Source organism: Micromonospora sp. CPCC 205539 (assembly GCF_036906815.1).
In the GTDB taxonomy this organism is placed as follows: domain Bacteria; phylum Actinomycetota; class Actinomycetes; order Mycobacteriales; family Micromonosporaceae; genus Micromonospora.
The window spans coordinates 68,474-85,160 of sequence record NZ_JBAKHW010000017.1 but is presented as its reverse complement, the minus strand read 5'-3'; the positions used below and the strand labels follow the sequence as shown (position 1 = coordinate 85,160).

The following is a 16,687-nucleotide window of genomic DNA, read 5'->3' as shown; positions in this document are numbered from 1 at the left end:
GTGGAATTCACCGGCATGGTTCCGTAAGGCGGGGGAATGTCAATCCGGGTTCTTGTCTGCGACGAATTGCCAATTGTCAGAGATGGCCTCCGTACGCTGCTGGGCAGCGAGCCCGACGTCTCCGTTGTGGACACTTCAGACAGTGGCAACCACGCGATAATGCTGGCTCGCACACACCGGGTCGACGTCATCGTCACCGGCCTGAAATTGCGCGGTATTTCCGCCGTCGAGCTCATTAACAAAATCAACGGCGAAAAGTTGAATCCACGACCCCGTTTCGTGGTGTTCGCCTCCACCGACAGCGACGACCTGGTCAGCAGCGTGTTCCAGGCGGGGGTCAACGGGATCCTGATGCCGGACGCGACCTGGGAGGAGGTCGCCGCCGCGGTGCGCGCCGCCGCGGTCGGGCAGACCACGCTGGCCCCACAGATCGCCGACCGGCTGGTCGACTGGTTCCGGCGCCGGCAGCCGTCTCCGGACGAGGTGTTCCAGCCCGCGGTGTCCACCTTGACGCCACGGGAACGCCAGGTCTTGTTGCTGATGGCCGACGGCAAGTCCACCGACGAGGTTGCCGCCGAGCTGTCCATCGGCCTGACCACCGTGCGCACCCACGTCTACCGGCTCCGGTGCAAACTCAACGTCAAGGACCGGGCCCAACTGGTGTCCTTCGCCTACCGTGCGGGCCTCATGCAGCCTGCCTGAGAGTCGACGCGGTGCGGTCGCCCGGCGCGGTGCCCCGGACGGCCCAGGCACGAGCGGTGAGTCGGATCGAGCTGTCCGACGTACGCCTCGTACGCCCACACCGGGGGCGCCATTGCGCAACGCTCAATCGAGGTGTTCGGCCGGGGCCGTCTGGAGAAGCCACGCCAACGGCATCCGCGCCTTCTGCTCGTAGGCGCCGCCCCCGCCCAGCCGATGCAGCGTGACCGTCTGCGCGCTGTCCCGGTCGACCACCCAGTACTGCGGAATCCCCGCCGACGCGTATTCGCGGACCTTGGTGACCGAATCCATCGCCTCCGAACCCGGCGAGACGATCTCCACCACGAGTACGACGTCGGCCACCGCGGCCCAGACGCTGCGCGTCGGCGGCTTGCGCCACACGCTGAGGTCAGGAATCCGGCCCCCGTCACCCTCCGGCCCGGAGATCCGCACGCCAGCGGCCTGGAGCACCTGTTCGGCGGGCCAGCCGGCCATGATCAGCCACGCGAAGAGCCGACTGGCGATCATGGCGTGGTCCGAGTCGGGTGGCGGCATGACCGACAGAACCCCCTCGGGGCTGGTCTCGTAGCGGTGGCCGTTCGAATCAGCAGCGTTCATCGCCGCCACGTCGTCGAGCGTCACGACGGCAGGCATGTGCATGCCAACGGCCTCTGCGCTCATGAGCCTCATCCTAGGCGACCAGCAGCTTCGACTCCGACAGCGCCGAACCCGTCCGACGATTCGTACGCGGACGGCGTCCAGGGTCGGGTGCCGTCCGCGTACGCGGCCGTACTACTTGACCTTGGCGGCGACGGCGCGCAGTTGGCCGAGAGTGGTGCGGAAGCCGTGGCCGGAGGCGGCCGGGTCCTCGGTGAGCAGGCCGGTGACGGCCATGCTCTGCGAGCGGGTCGACGCGGTCGCCGCGTCGTCGGAACCGGTCACGTCGAACACGCCGAAGTCGGCGCTGAGCGTGCTGAACGTCGTCGGGTTCGCCACCGTCGTGTCGTGCGCCAGGTACAGCACGACGACCTGCCCCGCCTTGAGCTCCGACATGTTGGCCATGTCCGCCGAGCGGCGGTTCAGGCCGGTGAGGGTGATCCGGGACCCGGTCGGCACCGAGGATCCGGCCGCCGCGCGCAGCACCTCGTCGACCCGGAATCCGGCCGCCTCGACCTCCCCGCGTACGACCAGATCCGCGGTCTCGCTGAGCTGCTGGACGGTGGTGTACCCCCGCAGCTTGCCCTTGATCGGCGGCGGCGCGGCGGCACTGCTCGTGGCCGGTCCGGCAGTCGGCTCAATCGGCGCGGTGGCGTTGCTCGTGGCCGACCCGGCGGACGGTGTGGCGGCGCTGCCGCAGGCGGACAGTGCCGCGACGGTGAGCACGGCGGCGGCCGCGGCCCACCCGATCCGGGCACGGGAAGTGGGGTCGACTGCCATGGAACGCTCCTCGCGTCTGGGTGCCGCTCCGGGTCGTCTCGCCCGGGACGCGGCACTGCTTACGCCTCTTATCTGTGCGCCCCGGGCACCGAGTTCCCACAATCTTTCAGCCGCGCTCCCGGGCGAGTTGGCGGAGGTCGGCCAGCGTGGCGGCGAACGGGCCGGTGCGCTTGGCGGCGGCCTCGGTGCGCAGTCCGGTGACCGAGTTGGTCAGCGAGCGGCTGGTGGCCGTGTCCCCGGTGACGTCGAAGATCCCGAAATCGCCGCTGAGGGCGGCGTAGGCCGGCCCCGTCGGATCACTGACGGCCAGGTAGAGGACGGTGGACTGACCGGCTTCGAGCCGCGACATGCCGGCGGATTCCGGGTCCAGCAGCGTGATCTCGGCACCGGCCGGCGCCGCCGACGCGCGGTAGAGCACCTCGGCGACCCGGTAGACGGCCCGCCGGTCAGCGCCTGCGCCCGTCACCGACACGACGTCGCCGCGCACGATCAGGTCGGCGCTGTCGGTGAGCTGCCGCACGGTGCCGTACGCCCGGATCTTGGCCGCGGTGCGCGGAGGGGGCGCGGCGGTCGGTCTGCTCGCCTCGGGTGTCGGGAGCGCGGTCGGCGGATGGTCATCGCTGGTGGCGGCGAGCCCGCCGCCCACCCCCGCGACGACCAGGACCAGCGCGGCACCGACCAGCGCGGGCCGCAGCCGCCGCGCGGCGCGGGCTGGTTCGGGGGTACGCGTCTCCTGCGCGATCGCCGCCAGCATCCGGTCGCGGTGCAGTTCGTGAGTACCCGGCGGCAGCTCACGGTCACCCGGATGGGGAGCGAGTGCGGCGAGCTCCGCCCACTCGGACGGTTCCAGTGGGGGCTGCGCCTTCATCGGTTGCCCTCCTGCGCCAGTGGGGCGGTGCTGTCGGAACGCGCCGACGTCCGGGGCGTGCGCTGCGCCGCGTCGACGAGTTTGCGCAGCCTGGTCCGGGCCCGCGACAGCCGGGACCGGACCGTGCCGATCGGGATGCCCAGCGCCTGCGCGGCGGACTCGTAGTCCAGGCCCTCCCACAGGCACAACGTCAGCACCTCGCGTTCGGGCCGGCGCAGACCGGCCAGCGCGTCGATCGCGGCGGTGACCCGGTCGCCGTCGTCGAGCCGGCCGGCCACCTCGTCGGCGTGGTCGGGGACGGTGAAGTCGGCGGCGCGGAGCGCGGCTGCCGCCCTGCGGTAGCGGCGGTTGCTGCGGGTGTGGTTCCGCGCCTCGTTGGTGGCGATGCCGAGCAGCCACGGCCGCAGCGACCCGCCCTCGTCACTCACCCGCGCGCGGGAGCGCCATGCCTGGAGGTAGGTGGCGGCCATGACGTCCTCCGCCGTGGCCCAGTCGGCGGTGAGCCGGAACGCGTGGTTGTAGACCAATCGCGCGTGCTGGTCGAAGAGCTCGGCGAACGCGCCGGGATCACCGGCTCGTATCCGAGCGCGCAGACTCGACTCCATGACCTTTTTCTTCGGGTACGGACAAGGTCCCGAACCTATCGGTACCTGCTGTTGAGCAGGGTCCCACGGTGACGTGGCCAACGGCACAGCGCCGGCGCCGCGCGCTAAGCCGTGGTGGCGATGGGTGCCGCGCGGCGCTGCCCGACGCGCTGTCGGAGCAGGACGAAGCCGAGGCCGGCCAGGAACCAGGTGGCCAGGACGACGAGCGGCGCCACCGCGTGGGACCCGTCGAAGTAGCCGAAGTTGTTGACCGCTCGCACGGCAGCACCCGGCGGCAGCTTCGCCGAGATCGCCTGCGCCCACTGCGGCAGCAGGTCGACGCCGATGGTCGCGCCACTGGTGGCGTTGCCGATCGTGGTGAGGGTCAGGACGGCGAGGCCGATACCGGCCGGGCCGAGCCACGCCCCGAGGGCTTTCGTGGTGAAGGCACTGGCGGCCGACAGGAGGATGAGCGACAGCGCGAGCAGCGGGAACGGGGCCGTCAGCGAGCCGTAGATGGGTCCGGCGATCGTCGCCGCCGTCACGCCGATCGCCACCGCGAACCCGCCCATCGCGTACAGGCGGTGGCGCAGGCGCACCTTCGCGGTGGCCGCGGTGAGCCCCTGCGCGAGGACGAACGACGAGAGGGTGACGCCGAACACCACGTAGAAGGCGGACAGCCCGCGACTGTCGTAGCTGGCCAGGGGCACGATGTCGTGCTCCTGGACGGTCGCTCCCGCCCGTGTGGCGAGGCCCGCGACGAGTTGCCGCGCGGCGCCGCTCTCGCTGAACCCGCTGGCACCGGCGTAGTCGAGCGTCAACGTGGCGGGCGAGGTCGCACCGAGGACGGCGATGGCATCCCCGTTGCGCACCAGGGCCCCGCCGTCTTCGATGTTCGCGACCTGACGGACCGCGACGGCGTCGCCGAACCCGGCGTGGGCTGCCGTCGCCAATTGCTCGCCGACCACCGCGATCGGCAGGCGGCTCGGCTCCGGATCGCGCTGAAGCCCGACATAGATGGCGATGAACGCTGCGCCAATGATCAGTCCGGTGAGCACGAGCGAGGTCCAGGCCCGGTGCTGTGTGACCATGGGCTTGACCTGGGCGGGATTTGGATCAGGTGACGATGACATGGGCGCTTCCTCAAGTAGGGTGGTTTGAATGTCCAACCAAACGAACCCTAGCACCGGTGGTTTGAAATCCAAACCAGAACGGGACACCCTCGCTGTGGCGCTCGACGCCATCAACGACCGGTGGTCGCTGCACATCGTGCGAGCGCTCGCATTCGGCGCATCCCGGTACACCGAGATCCTGCGGTCCGTGGGCGCGCCCCGGGACGTCCTCGCCTCCCGGCTGCGCAAGCTCACCGAATCCGGGATCGTGCAGCCGCGCTCGACCGAGACTGGCGGAGCATCGGGGTACGAACTCACCCAGAAGGGACTGGACCTCGGAAAGGTCATTCTCGTGCTCAAGCGCTGGGGTGACACCTACAGCGACGCCGATGTGCCGCAGGCCGTCTTCACCCACGACCTCTGCGGCGAGATCTTCGTGGCCGAGGTCTGCTGCCAGGCCTGCGGCAGGCCCGTCCGGTCCGGGGAGTTGTCCGTACCCGAACAGTCCCTCGGGTGCTGACTTCGAGCGACAGTCCGAGTGCGCTGGGATGAGGGCCTCGCCACCGACACGGAAGGCAGGCGTACGCCTCAGGTGGGCGGTGCGGCGGTTTCCGGGGGCCTCCCCTTGCCGCGTGCCGCGTCTTCGACGGCGAGTGCGGCCAGGACCAAGGTCGTCGAAGCCAACGTGACCTCCAGCGGCAGGTGCACCACCGCGGGAGAGAGACCGGCCAGGACGAGGATTCCGATCAGCCGCGGCATCGTCACCCGCCCGAAGATCACGTATTCGAAGCCGGAACGCCCGGCCAGGAAGAGGGCGGGGCCGCCCACGATGCCGACGACCCAGGACCACGGCATGCGCTCGATCGGATGCTCGATGGCCAGAGTGAAGCCAACGGCGGTCAGGATGATCCCGGCAATCATGGCCATGTGCGCGTAGGCGGACCACTGGCTGAGGCGGTGCGGATTCTCGGATGCCGCGATCGCCGGGGAGAGTTGGGCTCCTGCCTGGTAGATGTAGAGCCGCCACATGAGGGCGGCGCTGGCGAACGCCAGTGCGAGCACCACCACCCGTCTGGGTGTGAAAGCGTCGTAACCAGTGCTGGAGAAGGTCATCCCCATGGCCAGGACGATCTCTCCCAGGGCGATGATGAACACCTGCCGGTAGCGCTCGGCGACGTGGGTCGCGACGATCTCCAGCGCCGGCCCTACCGCGTGACCCAGTTTCCACGGAGTCGGCCAACGCAGCGCCGCCGAGACGTAGTCCACGGCCAGGGCCGACAACCACAGGACGCCTCGGATCCAGTCTTCCGCGAAGGCCCCGGGAATCCAGATCAGCGTCGAGAGGACGGACCAGAAACGGGCGCGCATCACGTGGTTCAGAACCGGAGTGCCTCGCGCCGCTCGCGCGACGAACAAAAAGCGACCGAAGTTGATCAGAGTGAAGGTGACGGCGAAGAGCAGTCCGTTTCCGTGGAACCCTTTGGGCACCTGGATGGCCATCAGCAGGATGCCGAACATGACCAGGACGACATACCACTGGACGCCGGCGTGCTGTGGGTCGAACTGGTCCGTGGTCCACGCGGTAAGGACCCAGACCCACCACAACGCCAACAGCAGCACGAGCGCTTCGAACCCACCCTCCAGGGTGAGGGCGTCGACCAGCAGGTGAGTGAGCTGGATCAGGGCGAAGACGTAGACCAGGTCGAAGAAGAGCTCGATGAACGCGGGCTGCTTCCGGGCATCCCGTACGCGCAGCAGCTGACCGGTCCTCGAGTTCTGATTCATCGATGGCCGGCCTCTGATAGGAACACTCTTGGTGTCCGTTATATACGACCTTCGGATACCGGGATTCAGAACGAAGGACTTCTACCTGACCTCTCGGCCGGCTCCGGTGAGCGCGACGACTCGCCCCCGGCCGTCGCTCGTGCTGGGGCGGCGGGTGACCAGCCCGTCGCGCCCGTCCGGTCACGCCTCGCCGAGATCGGCGCAGTGCACGATCGTCGCATCGTCCGCCGCCACCGCTTGGCGGGCCTCGGCCTCCCGGACCCGCTGCACGATGTCGGCGGGTCCGTTCGACGCCAGGAGGGCCAGGGCACCGGGCCAGTCGACGAGCTGGAACCGGTCCACAATGCGGCTGGCGCCGTTGCTGAGCAGGACGGCACCGTGCAGCTCGGACACCGGGCAACTTCCGGTGATCGCCTCGTCCGCCGCGCGCGGGTCGTCCTTGGCCAGCCAGAAGCCGCCGGGCTGGTTCCGGTTGGCGCGCAGCTCCCGCAGGAGTCGGTGGTACTCGGCGCTCCCCTCGGCGACGGTCTCGAGCGCCGATTGGTACGACCGGCTGACGGTCACCTCACGCGGATCGGTGACGACGAGCGGCACACCGTCTGCTCGGTCGAGCACGACGAACGCGTCACCGAGCACCAGGTGCTCGACGAGGCCGTCGGAGAGGCGCAGGATGGCCACGGTCGCTGACGGACTGATGGGGTTGGCGACGTCGCAGGTGTCCCGGTGCTCGTCTGTCACCTGCTCGATGGCCTCGGCGAGCACCGCCGACAGGCCGAGATCCCGCTCCCGTGCCACCAGGCTGAGGAGGCTGCCTCCCAGGCGGCTGGCGTACCAGGCCACGCCATGTCGGCAGATCGACTCGGTGCCGGCGATGCCGGCGCCGTCGATCACCACCGCTGCCATCGGTACGGCCCCAGCGAAGTCCTCGTTCGCGCGTCCGGCCCGTGCCGGGGCGCTCGCCATCGTCACGCGCATGTCCTGCCGCCGCCCTCGACTCAACCCGCTCTGGCGAGCAGGAACGCCTGGTCGTCCTTCTCCCTGCCCGCGCGCCGCACCAGGCGCCCCACCTCGCGCAAGCCGGCAGCCTCAAGGTGGGAAGCGATCTGGTCCGGGGTGTAGAGGTGGCGCTCGAGCACGACCTCATGACCGAACTGGCGGTACGCACCAGACACGTCCCGCGTACCCTCACCGGCCTGGAACCCGACGAGCAGGTGGCCGGTGGGGCGGAGAACCCGGGTGGCCTCCGCGAAGATGCGCGCCAGGCCGGCCGGCGGCGTGTGGATGATCGAATACCACAGCAGTACGCCGACGAACTCGTCGTCCGGATAGGGAAGCTCGGTCAACGAGCCCACGGTGAACGCCAGGTCGGGATGGTCCCGCCGCGCCATGGCGACCATGCTCGACGACAGGTCGACCCCCTGCACCAGACACCCGCGCTCGGTGAGGTACCGGCTGATCCGGCCCGCGCCGCACCCGGCGTCGAGGACCCGCCCGTCGCCGCTCGACGTCACCGCCGCCGCGAAAGCGTCGAGCATGGCGCGGTCGAGTGGAGCCTCGGCACTGGTATCCGGGAAGTACGCGGCGTAATCCTCCGCCACGGTGTCGTAGGCGCGTCGCACACCACGGACGTCGAGTCGATCCGAGGGCGAGAGAGTCACGGGCCGCATCATTCCACCTCGGCTGCCGCTGGCCGGGTAGCAGCAGACGGCTGTGCCGCGTCAGCAGGCGGAAGCCCGCCGGTCGCCCGTGGCAAGATCTGCCAGGTGCAGATCGGGATGCTGGGGCCATTCGAGGTTCGCGGGGACGACGGCGTCCTGGCGGACGTGCCGGGCGCCCGGCTGCGCGGGCTGTTGATCGCCCTCGCACTCGAAGCCGGTCACGTGGTCCCGAAGGCGACGCTCGTCGACTGGATCTGGGGCGAACGGCCACCCTCCGACGCGACGAACGCCTTGCAACGCCTGGTTTCCCGGCTGCGAAAGGCGCTGCCGGACGGGTCGGTCGAGGGGCAGACCGACGGCTACCGGTTGACGGTGGAACCCGACGCGGTCGACGCCGTACGGTTCGAACGCCTCGTGACCGCCGGCCAGGTCCGGGACGACGACGAACCACGGCGGGTCCGGCTGCTGCGCGACGCCCTCGCACTGTGGCGCGGTGCCGCCCTGCAGGACGTCGGCCTGTCGGACAGCGCCGCGTTCGACGCGGCGGTCGCCCGGCTCGAGGGGCTACGCCTGACCGCCCTGGAGCAGCGCTTCGCTGCGGAGATCAACCTCGGTCACGGCGCCGAGCTGGTCACGGAACTGACCGACCTGGTCGCCGCGCATCCGGTGCGCGAACAACTTGTCGCCGCGCTGATGCGTGCCCTCGTCGCGGCCGGTCGCAACACCGACGCGCTGCTCGTCTACCAACGCGCCCGGGAGGTGCTGGCCGACGAGCTGGGCGTCGACCCCTCCGCGGAGCTGTCCGCGTTGCACGTCGCGCTGCTGCGCAGCGGGTCGGGACGACGGGAGGAGACCCGGAAGACCAACCTGCGGGCCGAGCTGACCAGCTTCGTCGGCAAGGACGCCGATGTCGCCGCGGTCCGCGAACTCGTCGCCGACCATCGGCTCACCACCCTGATCGGGCCGGGCGGTTCGGGGAAGACCCGGCTGGCCACGGAGACCGCGCGTACGGTGCTCGGCGACCTGCCGGACGGGGCCTGGCTGGTGGAGCTCGCCGCCATCGGCGCGGACGGTGACGTGGCGCAGGCGACGCTCAGCGGGCTCGGCCTCCGGGACGCTCTGCTCGGCGGTGCCCCGAACGTGGAGCTGACCGACCGGCTCATCGCCGCGATCCACGAGCGCGAGGCGTTGCTGATCCTCGACAACTGTGAGCATGTGATCGAGTCGGCGGCGGCGTTCGCCCACCGCGTGCTCGGGGAGTGCCGGCGGCTGCGGATCCTGGCCACGAGCAGGGAACCCCTCGGCATCACCGGTGAGGCGCTGTGGCGGGTCGAGCCGCTGGCCCTGCCGGCGCGGAGCGCCAGCCCCGACGAGGTCGAGTCCTCCCCCGCCGTCCAATTGCTGCGGGACCGGGCGGGCGCGGTGCGCAAGGATCTCGGCGCCGACGCTCGGACGTTGTCGACGATGGTGCGCGTCTGTCGGGCACTGGACGGGATGCCGCTGGCGATCGAACTGGCCGCGGCCAGTCTGCGCACGATGACCATCGAGCAGCTCGCCCACCGGCTCGACGACCGGTTCCGCCTGTTGACCAGCGGCAGCCGTACGGCACTGCCACGGCACAAGACGCTGCGTGCGGTGGTCGACTGGAGTTGGGAGTTGCTCACCGACGCCGAACGGATGGTCCTGCGCCGGCTCTCGGTGTTCTCGGGCGGTGCGAGCCTGGAGGCGGCGGAGCGGGTCGGTGTCGGCGATGCGGTCGAGCAGGACCAGGTGCTCGAATTGCTCACCGCTCTGGCCGAGAAATCGTTGCTGCGCACCGAGGACGACGACGCGCCGCGCTACCGGATGATCGGCACGATCAAGGAGTACGCGGCGCAGCGGCTCGCCGAGGCGGGGGAATCGGACCTGGCGCGCCAGGCGCATCTCGCCTACTTCACCGAGCTCACCGAAGCCGCGGAGCCGCATCTCCGCCGTGCCGAGCAGTTGGAGTGGCTCGCCACGCTCGAGGTCGAGCACGACAACATCGGCTCCGCGATGCGTGGTGCGCTCGCGGCGGGCGAGGCACACGCGGCGATGCGGCTCGCGGCCGGCGCTGGCTGGTACTGGTGGCTCGCCGGGCACAAGGCCGAAGGCTTCGAGCTGATCACCGCGGCCACCGAGACGCCCGGCGAGGTGACCGATGAGATCCGGGCCACGGTGTATGCGCTCGTCGTGCAGTTCGTCAGCTCCGGGCGGGGCGACGAACACCAGGCGGCGGAATGGATCCACAAGGCGCACCGATTCGGCCAGCGCAGTCACAGCCGCCACCCGACGATCGCCTTCGCCGCCGCGCTGGAACGCCTGCTCCAGGCGCCGGACGCGTTCCTGCCCGCGTTCGAACAACTGCTGGACCACGACGACCCCTGGGTACGCGCGCTCGCCCGGCTGCACCTCGGCAAGATGCGCATCATCCTCGGCCAGGGCGGGCGGGATGCGGACGCGTACCTCGAGGCGGCGCTCGCCGAGTTTCGGGCACTCGGCGAACGGTTCGGGATCTGGTTCGCCCTGATTGAGTTGGCGGACCGCATCACCGTGCGCGGTGAGTTCGCGGCCGCGTGCGCGCACTACGAGCAGGCGATCGCCGTCGTCACCGAGCTCGGCGCCACCGAGGACGTCATCCGGTCGCGGTCGCGACAGGCGCGGCTGTACTGGCTGCTGGGCGATGAGGCGTCCAGCGCGGCTGCGATAGCCGAGGCGCAACGCTGCGCGGAACGCGTCACCTGGCCGGATGCGCTGGCTGAGCTGGCACTGTCGAAGGCGGAGCTCGCTCGGTGGGCGGGCGACGCCGAGGAGGCGTACCAGCAGCTCGGCATCGCGAGGACCGTGTTGGGCGACGGCGCGGAGGAGGCGAACGTCCGGGCGGCGACGCACGACCTGCTCGGCTACCTGGCCGACGATCTGGGTGAGGCCCGTACGCACCACGCTGCGGCCCTCGATGCGGCCGTCGAGGCGGGGCACGCCCCCCTGATCGCGCAGACACTCGTCGGGATCGCGGACGTGGCATTGCGCAGCGAGGAGTACGAGCAGGCCGCACGGCTGCTCGCGGCGAGCGCTGACGTACGCGGGCTGTCGGATCGGTCCCACCCGGATGAGGCCCGGATCGAGCAGGCAGCGCGGAGCCGCCTCGGCGACACGCGGTTCGCCGAGGCGGCTCAGGAGGGTACGCGGACGAGCTGGCGTCAACTGGTCGACGTCACGCTCGCTTCTTGAAGGTGGAACCGGCCCACAGGTATCCGACCAGGGCGATGCCGACGCACCAGGCGACCGCGATCATCGCGTCGGTGGACGATGGCGTGCCGTTGAGCAACCCGCGCAGGGTTTCGATGATCGGCGTGAAGGGCTGGTACTCGGCGAACTGTCGGAGACCCGGCCCCATCTTCTCCGCCGGCACGATCGCGCTGCTGAAGAACGGCAGCATGACCAGCGGCACCGCGGCCAGACCCGCCGTCTCCGGCGACTTCGCCGCCAACCCCAGGGCGACCGTGAGCCAGCCGGCCGCGAAGCCGAGCAGCACGACGATGCCGACCACGCCGAGCCAGTCGAGGCCACTCGCTGACGGGTCGAAGCCCAGGAGGAAGGCCACCCCGATGAGCGCTCCGATGGCGATCACGTTGGTCAACAGGCTGGCGATGACGTGCCCGGTCAACACCGCGGCACGGGAGACGTCCATGACCTTGAACCGGTTGATGATGCCCTTCGTCATGTCGGAGTTCACCGACGTCGCGGTGGCCCCCAACCCGTAACAGACGGCCAGCAGCATCAGGCCCGGCGTCGCGTAGTCGATGTAGTCGACACCGACGTTGAACGCGTCTCCGAACATGTACACGAACATCAGCATGATCACGATCGGCATCAGGACCGCGTTGAACACCGAGGTCGGGTTCCGGGCGATGTGCTTGAAGTTGCGGCGCAACATGATGATCGAGTGGGTGCTCATTTCGCGACTACCTCCGTGGGCTGGCCCGTCAGGGCGAGGAAAACGTCATCGAGGTCCGGCGTGTGGACGGAGAGTTCTTCGGCACTGAGCGAGTACTCGTCGAGCCGGTCCAGCAGGGCCCGCAGCGACCTGGTCCCACCGTCGCTGGGCACCCGTAGGACCATTGCCTCGTCGTCGCGCGTGGCGTCGGTGAGGATCCGCGCGGCCGCGTCGAGCTCGGCGACGTCGGTGAACCGAAGCCGGACGTGACTACCGGGGACCTGGCGCTTGAGGTCGTTGGGAGTGCCCTCGGCAACCAGGCGGCCCTGGTGGAGCACCGCGATGCGGTCGGCGAGCTGATCGGCCTCGTCGAGGTACTGGGTGGTGAGGAGGATCGTCACACCATCGGCGACCACCAACTCGCGGACGATCTCCCACATCGTGCGGCGGCTGCGCGGGTCCAGACCCGTCGTCGGCTCGTCGAGGAAGATGATGCGTGGCGGCCGACCGACCAGTGTCATCGCCAGATCCAGCTTCCGGCGCATGCCGCCCGAGTAGGTCGACACCGACTTCTGCGCCGACTCCACCAGATCGAACCGCTCCAGCAACTCCGTGACGACCCGCCTGCCCTCGCCGGAGCCGAGGCGCTTCAGATCGGCCATGAGCTGCAGGTTCTCCTGGCCCGTCAGCAGCTCATCCACGGCTGCGAACTGACCGGTGACCCCGATCGCCGCGCGTACCGCCTTGGTCTGGGTCGCCACATCGTGCCCGGCGACACGTACCGTCCCGCCGTCGGCCTTCATCAACGTGGTCAGCACGTTCACCGTCGTCGTCTTGCCCGCCCCATTCGGGCCGAGCAGGGAGAAGACCGTGCCCGCCGGGACATCGAGATCGATGCCATCGAGTACGACCTTGTCGCCAAATGCCTTTCGCAGCCCTGAAACTTCAATCGCTGAACTCGTCATGTGCCCACTGTCGGCACCCGGCCTGTCACGCCCCTGACACGCCCCTGACACGACCGCTGACGCCGGGGTGCCACGGGCCGCGCGGCACCCGGTGTCTCGCTCGCGCGGAGGAGTCGCTCACCCGTACGAGGGAGGTGCCGAGCGCTGGCAAGATCGCCGAGCGGAGCGATGCCCTCGGGGTGGTGAAACGGCAGGCTGAACACGTCGAACACACACCGCAGACATCACTTGGAGACACCACAATGGAGTTCCGCCGCCCCGCGTTCATCATCGCCCCGGTCCTGGTGATGGGCTATGGGATCATCCGTCTCATTGACGGCCTGGACGGCGTTCGCGGTCCCGGCCCGGCCTGGACCATCGGGCACCTCGCGTTCATCGGGGCGCTCATCGCGTTCATCTCGGCGTTCTGGCAGATGCGTCGCCTGGCTGGAAGCCGGGTCTTGGCGACAGTGAGCGCCACAGCCGGCACCCTCGGAGCGCTGGCGCTCATCACCCAGTTCTCGATCGACATGGCAGCCGGTTTCATGGCCAACGACAACTACGCGATGAGCATGATCATTTACGAGGTACGCACTCTGCCGGGCATCTCGCAGCTGGCCTACGACTTCGGGCCCTACGCCTTCTATCTCGGCCAGCTCGTGCTGGTCGTCCTGCTCGCCGTGCAGCGCCGGATCAAGCTGTGGACGCCGGCCCTGGTGCTGGCCGACCTCACCACGCCATTCATCGACAAGGACTTGATTCCGCTGGGCGCGGTCCTGCTGCTGGTCTCCTTCCTCCCGCTGGCCCGGGGCACCGCCGCCGCCCCGGCGAAACCGGTGCCCGCCCTCGCCTGAGCGCAACCGGAACCGATCCCCCCGAGACCGGGGGGATCGGGTGCCCATCGAAGGAAGTCAGGGGTTATGCATCCTGCCGCGATGTCGCTCGCCCGCTTCGTGCGCACCACGAATCCGTACGTGGTGGACGCCGCGATCACCGTGTGCGTCCTCGTCGCGGTGTCCCTGCCGTTCGCGCTTCCCCGGCCGGGTAGCACACCGGGGCTGCTGGCGTACCTGCTCACCGCGGGTACGGCGATCCCACTGAGCTGGCGCCGGCGGGTGCCGTTCACCGTCCTGGTGGCGGTCGCACTGGCCACGATCGCGGGCAAAGCTGTCGACGCGCCAGGGCAGTCCCTCGCGTACGGCGGGCTGGTCGCGCTCTACACGGTCGCCGCACTCGGTGGCCGCCGGCAGCGCTGGGGCGCCCTCGCCGCGACCTTCCCGGGCGTGGCGGCAGGAGTCGCGTTCAACACCAACCGCATCAGCGAGTACTTCTACACCTTCCTGGTCTTCTTCACCGCGTACGTCCTGGGCCGGCTCAGCCACGCCCGCCAGGAGCGCGCGACCGCCCTGGAGGACCGGGCTCTGCGGGCCGAACGCGAGCGCGAGTTCGAGGCGGATCGGGCCGCCGCGCGCGAGCGGGCCCGAATCGCCCGGGAGATGCACGACGTGCTGTCCCACGCGGTGAGCCTCATGATCGTGCAGGCCGAGGCCGGGCCAGTCGCGGTGCGCACCGCCCCACACCGGGCGGAGGCGGCGTTCGACGCGATCGCCGCCGCCGGCCGCGACGCCATGGTGCAGCTGCGCGGGATGCTCGGCCTGCTGCGCTCGGAAGCCGGCCCCCGCGGTCCGCAGCCCACCCTGGCTCAACTGCGGCCGCTGATCGACGGTGTACCGGCGGCCAGCCTGCGAGTGACCGGCGAGCCCCGACCGGTGTCGTCCGACGTGGAGCTGGCCGCGTACCGCATCGTGCAGGAGGCCCTGACCAATGCCGTCAAGCACGCGGCGGCCAGCAAGGTCGACGTACACCTCGACTGGTCGCCCGATGCCCTCACGATCACCGTGACCGACGACGGTGCCGGGATCGGCGGCCCAGGCGGCGGACACGGCCTCGTCGGCATCCGGGAACGCGCGGCCGCCTGCGGCGGTACGGCGAGAACCGGGCAGGACGTAGGTGGACGTGGGTTCACCGTCGAGGTCCGGCTACCGTTTCCGACGTGACGATTCGGGTGGTGATCGCAGACGACCAAGAGCTCGTGCGCAGCGGATTCTCCATGATCCTCGATGCCCAGCCGGACATTACCGTCGTCGCCGAAGCCGGTGACGGCGAGGCGGCCGTCGCCACTGTTCGGGAGCACCGGCCGGATGTGGCGCTCCTGGACATCCGAATGCCGACGATGGACGGCATCGAGGCCGCCCGCCGTATCTGTGCGGACACCGTCAGCCGAGTGATCATGCTGACCACCTTCGACCAGGACGACTACATTTACGAGGCGCTGTACGCCGGTGCCAGCGGCTTCCTGCTCAAGGACGTACGCCGCGACGACCTCGTCCACGCCGTCCGGGTCGTGGCCGCCGGCGATGCGCTGCTGGCCCCCTCGGTGACGCGGCAGATCATCGCCGACATCACCGGCCGCCACCGGCCCGGTGCGACCCGGCTGACCGACGCGCCCGACGCCCGCCTCGGCGTGCTCACCACCCGCGAACGCGAGACCCTGCACCTGCTGGGACGAGGCCTGTCCAACGCGGAGATCGCCCAAGCCCTGGTGGTGAGTGAGCACACCGTGAAGACCCACGTCAGCAACGTGCTGACCAAGCTCGGCCTCCGAGACCGCACCCAGGCGGTGATCTGCGCCTACGAGACGGGCCTGATCACCGCCGGCGAGAACTGAGCTCTCGGCGTACTAATCGATGCTTTGGATCTTTGCCAGTGCCGTGCTGAACTCGGCGTCGGTGAGCGCGCCCCGCTGGTGTTGCCGGGTCAGCGCGTGGATGTCGCGCCGCTGGTCAGCGGTCAGGCCATCGGGGGTCCGGTCAACCCCAGCGGAGCGCCTGGTCGTCGGGACGTCGACGGCGGCGGGCCGCGCCGGCTGATCGGTGGGCACCGGTTGCCGGCTGCGCTGGGCGTCGCGGTGGTGTGCCCGCAGGGTCGTCAGGATCTCGTCATAGTGTTCGGGCCAGGTCGCCACCCGGCCCAGTTCGGGCCGGAACGTGAAGGGCCGGAAGAAATCGCCACGCTGCACCGGGGTCTGCACCGAGACCCCGTCGGTGCGTTCGATGATGATCGCGGAACGGCCCATGTCCATGCCTGCCATGGTGGCCACACCGCTGTGAATCTCCGACACGAACTCCCACGGCACGGTGGTCGTCCGCAGGATGGACCGGGACCGGACCCCGACGTCACTGACGTAGACCCCGAGCATGGCCTGCCGTACCCCGACGGCGGCGCAGATGGGCAGCCAGAGTGCGAGGAAGACCGCGCCGATCGTCGGCACCCGTCCGTGCAGGTACTGGATCACCACGAACGTCGTGAACGCCGCCATCCCGACCAGCCCGAAGATCGCGAAGCCGGTCGCGGTGTCGAGTGAATACGGACGTTGCCATCTACGCATGCCGTCATGGTGACCGGCAGTGTCCAGCCGCCAACGTGTCGGTGGCCGCTCGTACCGCGCTGGGTGTCGGTTTAAAGACTCCGCACAGCGGCGAACAAACCTCCGTGTGGAGGCATCGAACCCTACGACAGCAACCGCGTGGAACGAGCCAGGAGCCAATGATGCGTGCAAGACCGTTGATCGGAACTCTCACCTGC

General features: G+C 69.8%; 17 protein-coding genes. 6 read left to right on the top strand and 11 right to left on the bottom strand.

The window, feature by feature from the left end; translation table 11 throughout:
• Nucleotides 1–36 precede the first annotated feature (36 nt).
• Nucleotides 37–702: a response regulator transcription factor gene (locus tag V6V47_RS17035; protein WP_334629221.1), complete on the top strand. Its 666-nt coding sequence runs from the start codon at nt 37–39 to the stop codon at nt 700–702.
• 123 nt (nt 703–825) lie between these two features.
• Here V6V47_RS17035 and V6V47_RS17030 read toward each other — a convergent pair whose 3' ends face one another.
• The 5 genes from V6V47_RS17030 to V6V47_RS17010 form a co-directional block, all read right to left on the bottom strand.
• Nucleotides 826–1,380, bottom strand: a complete 555-nt coding sequence (locus tag V6V47_RS17030) for a Uma2 family endonuclease (RefSeq protein ID WP_334629220.1) — start codon at nt 1,378–1,380, stop codon at nt 826–828.
• Between the two features lie 111 nt (nt 1,381–1,491).
• On the bottom strand, nt 1,492–2,136 hold the full coding sequence (locus V6V47_RS17025; RefSeq protein ID WP_334629219.1) for a hypothetical protein: 645 nt from the start codon (nt 2,134–2,136) through the stop codon (nt 1,492–1,494).
• Between the two features lie 106 nt (nt 2,137–2,242).
• Entirely contained in the window at nt 2,243–3,004 is a 762-nt protein-coding gene (locus V6V47_RS17020; RefSeq protein WP_334629218.1) for a hypothetical protein, read from the bottom strand.
• Complete coding sequence (locus V6V47_RS17015; RefSeq protein WP_334629216.1) at nt 3,001–3,609, bottom strand: RNA polymerase sigma factor; 609 nt, start codon at nt 3,607–3,609, stop codon at nt 3,001–3,003. The genes V6V47_RS17020 and V6V47_RS17015 overlap by 4 nt, the downstream gene beginning before the upstream one ends.
• A gap of 104 nt (nt 3,610–3,713) precedes the next feature.
• Nucleotides 3,714–4,679, bottom strand: coding sequence for a hypothetical protein (locus V6V47_RS17010; RefSeq protein ID WP_334629215.1), 966 nt, complete (start codon nt 4,677–4,679; stop codon nt 3,714–3,716).
• 103 nt (nt 4,680–4,782) lie between these two features.
• Here V6V47_RS17010 and V6V47_RS17005 point away from each other — a divergent pair, with 103 nt between their 5' ends.
• Nucleotides 4,783–5,220 (top strand): winged helix-turn-helix transcriptional regulator, encoded by a 438-nt coding sequence (locus tag V6V47_RS17005; RefSeq protein WP_334629214.1) that lies wholly within the window; start codon nt 4,783–4,785, stop codon nt 5,218–5,220.
• A gap of 68 nt (nt 5,221–5,288) precedes the next feature.
• Here V6V47_RS17005 and V6V47_RS17000 read toward each other — a convergent pair whose 3' ends face one another.
• The 3 genes from V6V47_RS17000 to V6V47_RS16990 all read right to left on the bottom strand — a co-directional run bounded on the left by V6V47_RS17000 (nt 5,289) and on the right by V6V47_RS16990 (nt 8,143).
• Nucleotides 5,289–6,485 carry a low temperature requirement protein A gene (locus V6V47_RS17000; protein ID WP_334629213.1) on the bottom strand — a complete coding sequence of 399 codons (1,197 nt, stop codon included), beginning with the start codon at nt 6,483–6,485 and terminating at the stop codon, nt 5,289–5,291.
• 180 nt (nt 6,486–6,665) lie between these two features.
• Nucleotides 6,666–7,448 carry a protein phosphatase 2C domain-containing protein gene (locus tag V6V47_RS16995; RefSeq protein ID WP_334629279.1) on the bottom strand — a complete coding sequence of 261 codons (783 nt, stop codon included), beginning with the start codon at nt 7,446–7,448 and terminating at the stop codon, nt 6,666–6,668.
• 32 nt (nt 7,449–7,480) lie between these two features.
• Nucleotides 7,481–8,143 carry a class I SAM-dependent DNA methyltransferase gene (locus V6V47_RS16990; RefSeq protein ID WP_334629212.1) on the bottom strand — a complete coding sequence of 221 codons (663 nt, stop codon included), beginning with the start codon at nt 8,141–8,143 and terminating at the stop codon, nt 7,481–7,483.
• A gap of 105 nt (nt 8,144–8,248) precedes the next feature.
• On the opposite strand from V6V47_RS16990, the gene V6V47_RS16985 reads away from it, so the two are divergent.
• Complete coding sequence (locus V6V47_RS16985) at nt 8,249–11,392, top strand: BTAD domain-containing putative transcriptional regulator (protein ID WP_334629211.1); 3,144 nt, start codon at nt 8,249–8,251, stop codon at nt 11,390–11,392.
• Here V6V47_RS16985 and V6V47_RS16980 read toward each other — a convergent pair.
• Together V6V47_RS16980 and V6V47_RS16975 are read right to left on the bottom strand one after the other, a co-directional pair.
• Nucleotides 11,376–12,119, bottom strand: coding sequence for an ABC transporter permease (locus V6V47_RS16980; RefSeq protein WP_334629210.1), 744 nt, complete (start codon nt 12,117–12,119; stop codon nt 11,376–11,378). The genes V6V47_RS16985 and V6V47_RS16980 overlap by 17 nt on opposite strands.
• Nucleotides 12,116–13,063 (bottom strand): ATP-binding cassette domain-containing protein, encoded by a 948-nt coding sequence (locus V6V47_RS16975; RefSeq protein WP_334629209.1) that lies wholly within the window; start codon nt 13,061–13,063, stop codon nt 12,116–12,118. The genes V6V47_RS16980 and V6V47_RS16975 overlap by 4 nt, the downstream gene beginning before the upstream one ends.
• A 242-nt stretch (nt 13,064–13,305) precedes the next feature.
• Between V6V47_RS16975 and V6V47_RS16970 the strand changes: the two genes are divergently transcribed.
• The 3 genes from V6V47_RS16970 to V6V47_RS16960 all read left to right on the top strand — a co-directional run bounded on the left by V6V47_RS16970 (nt 13,306) and on the right by V6V47_RS16960 (nt 15,770).
• A complete protein-coding gene (locus tag V6V47_RS16970) occupies nt 13,306–13,896 on the top strand; it encodes a hypothetical protein (RefSeq protein WP_334629208.1) in 591 nt (196 codons plus the stop codon).
• Nucleotides 13,897–13,977: 81 nt separating this feature from the next.
• Entirely contained in the window at nt 13,978–15,099 is a 1,122-nt protein-coding gene (locus V6V47_RS16965; RefSeq protein WP_334629207.1) for a sensor histidine kinase, read from the top strand.
• A 53-nt stretch (nt 15,100–15,152) separates the two neighbouring features.
• Nucleotides 15,153–15,770 (top strand): response regulator, encoded by a 618-nt coding sequence (locus V6V47_RS16960; protein ID WP_442934249.1) that lies wholly within the window; start codon nt 15,153–15,155, stop codon nt 15,768–15,770.
• A 12-nt stretch (nt 15,771–15,782) separates the two neighbouring features.
• Here V6V47_RS16960 and V6V47_RS16955 read toward each other — a convergent pair whose 3' ends face one another.
• Entirely contained in the window at nt 15,783–16,490 is a 708-nt protein-coding gene (locus tag V6V47_RS16955; RefSeq protein WP_334629205.1) for a hypothetical protein, read from the bottom strand.
• Nucleotides 16,491–16,687 lie beyond the last annotated feature (197 nt).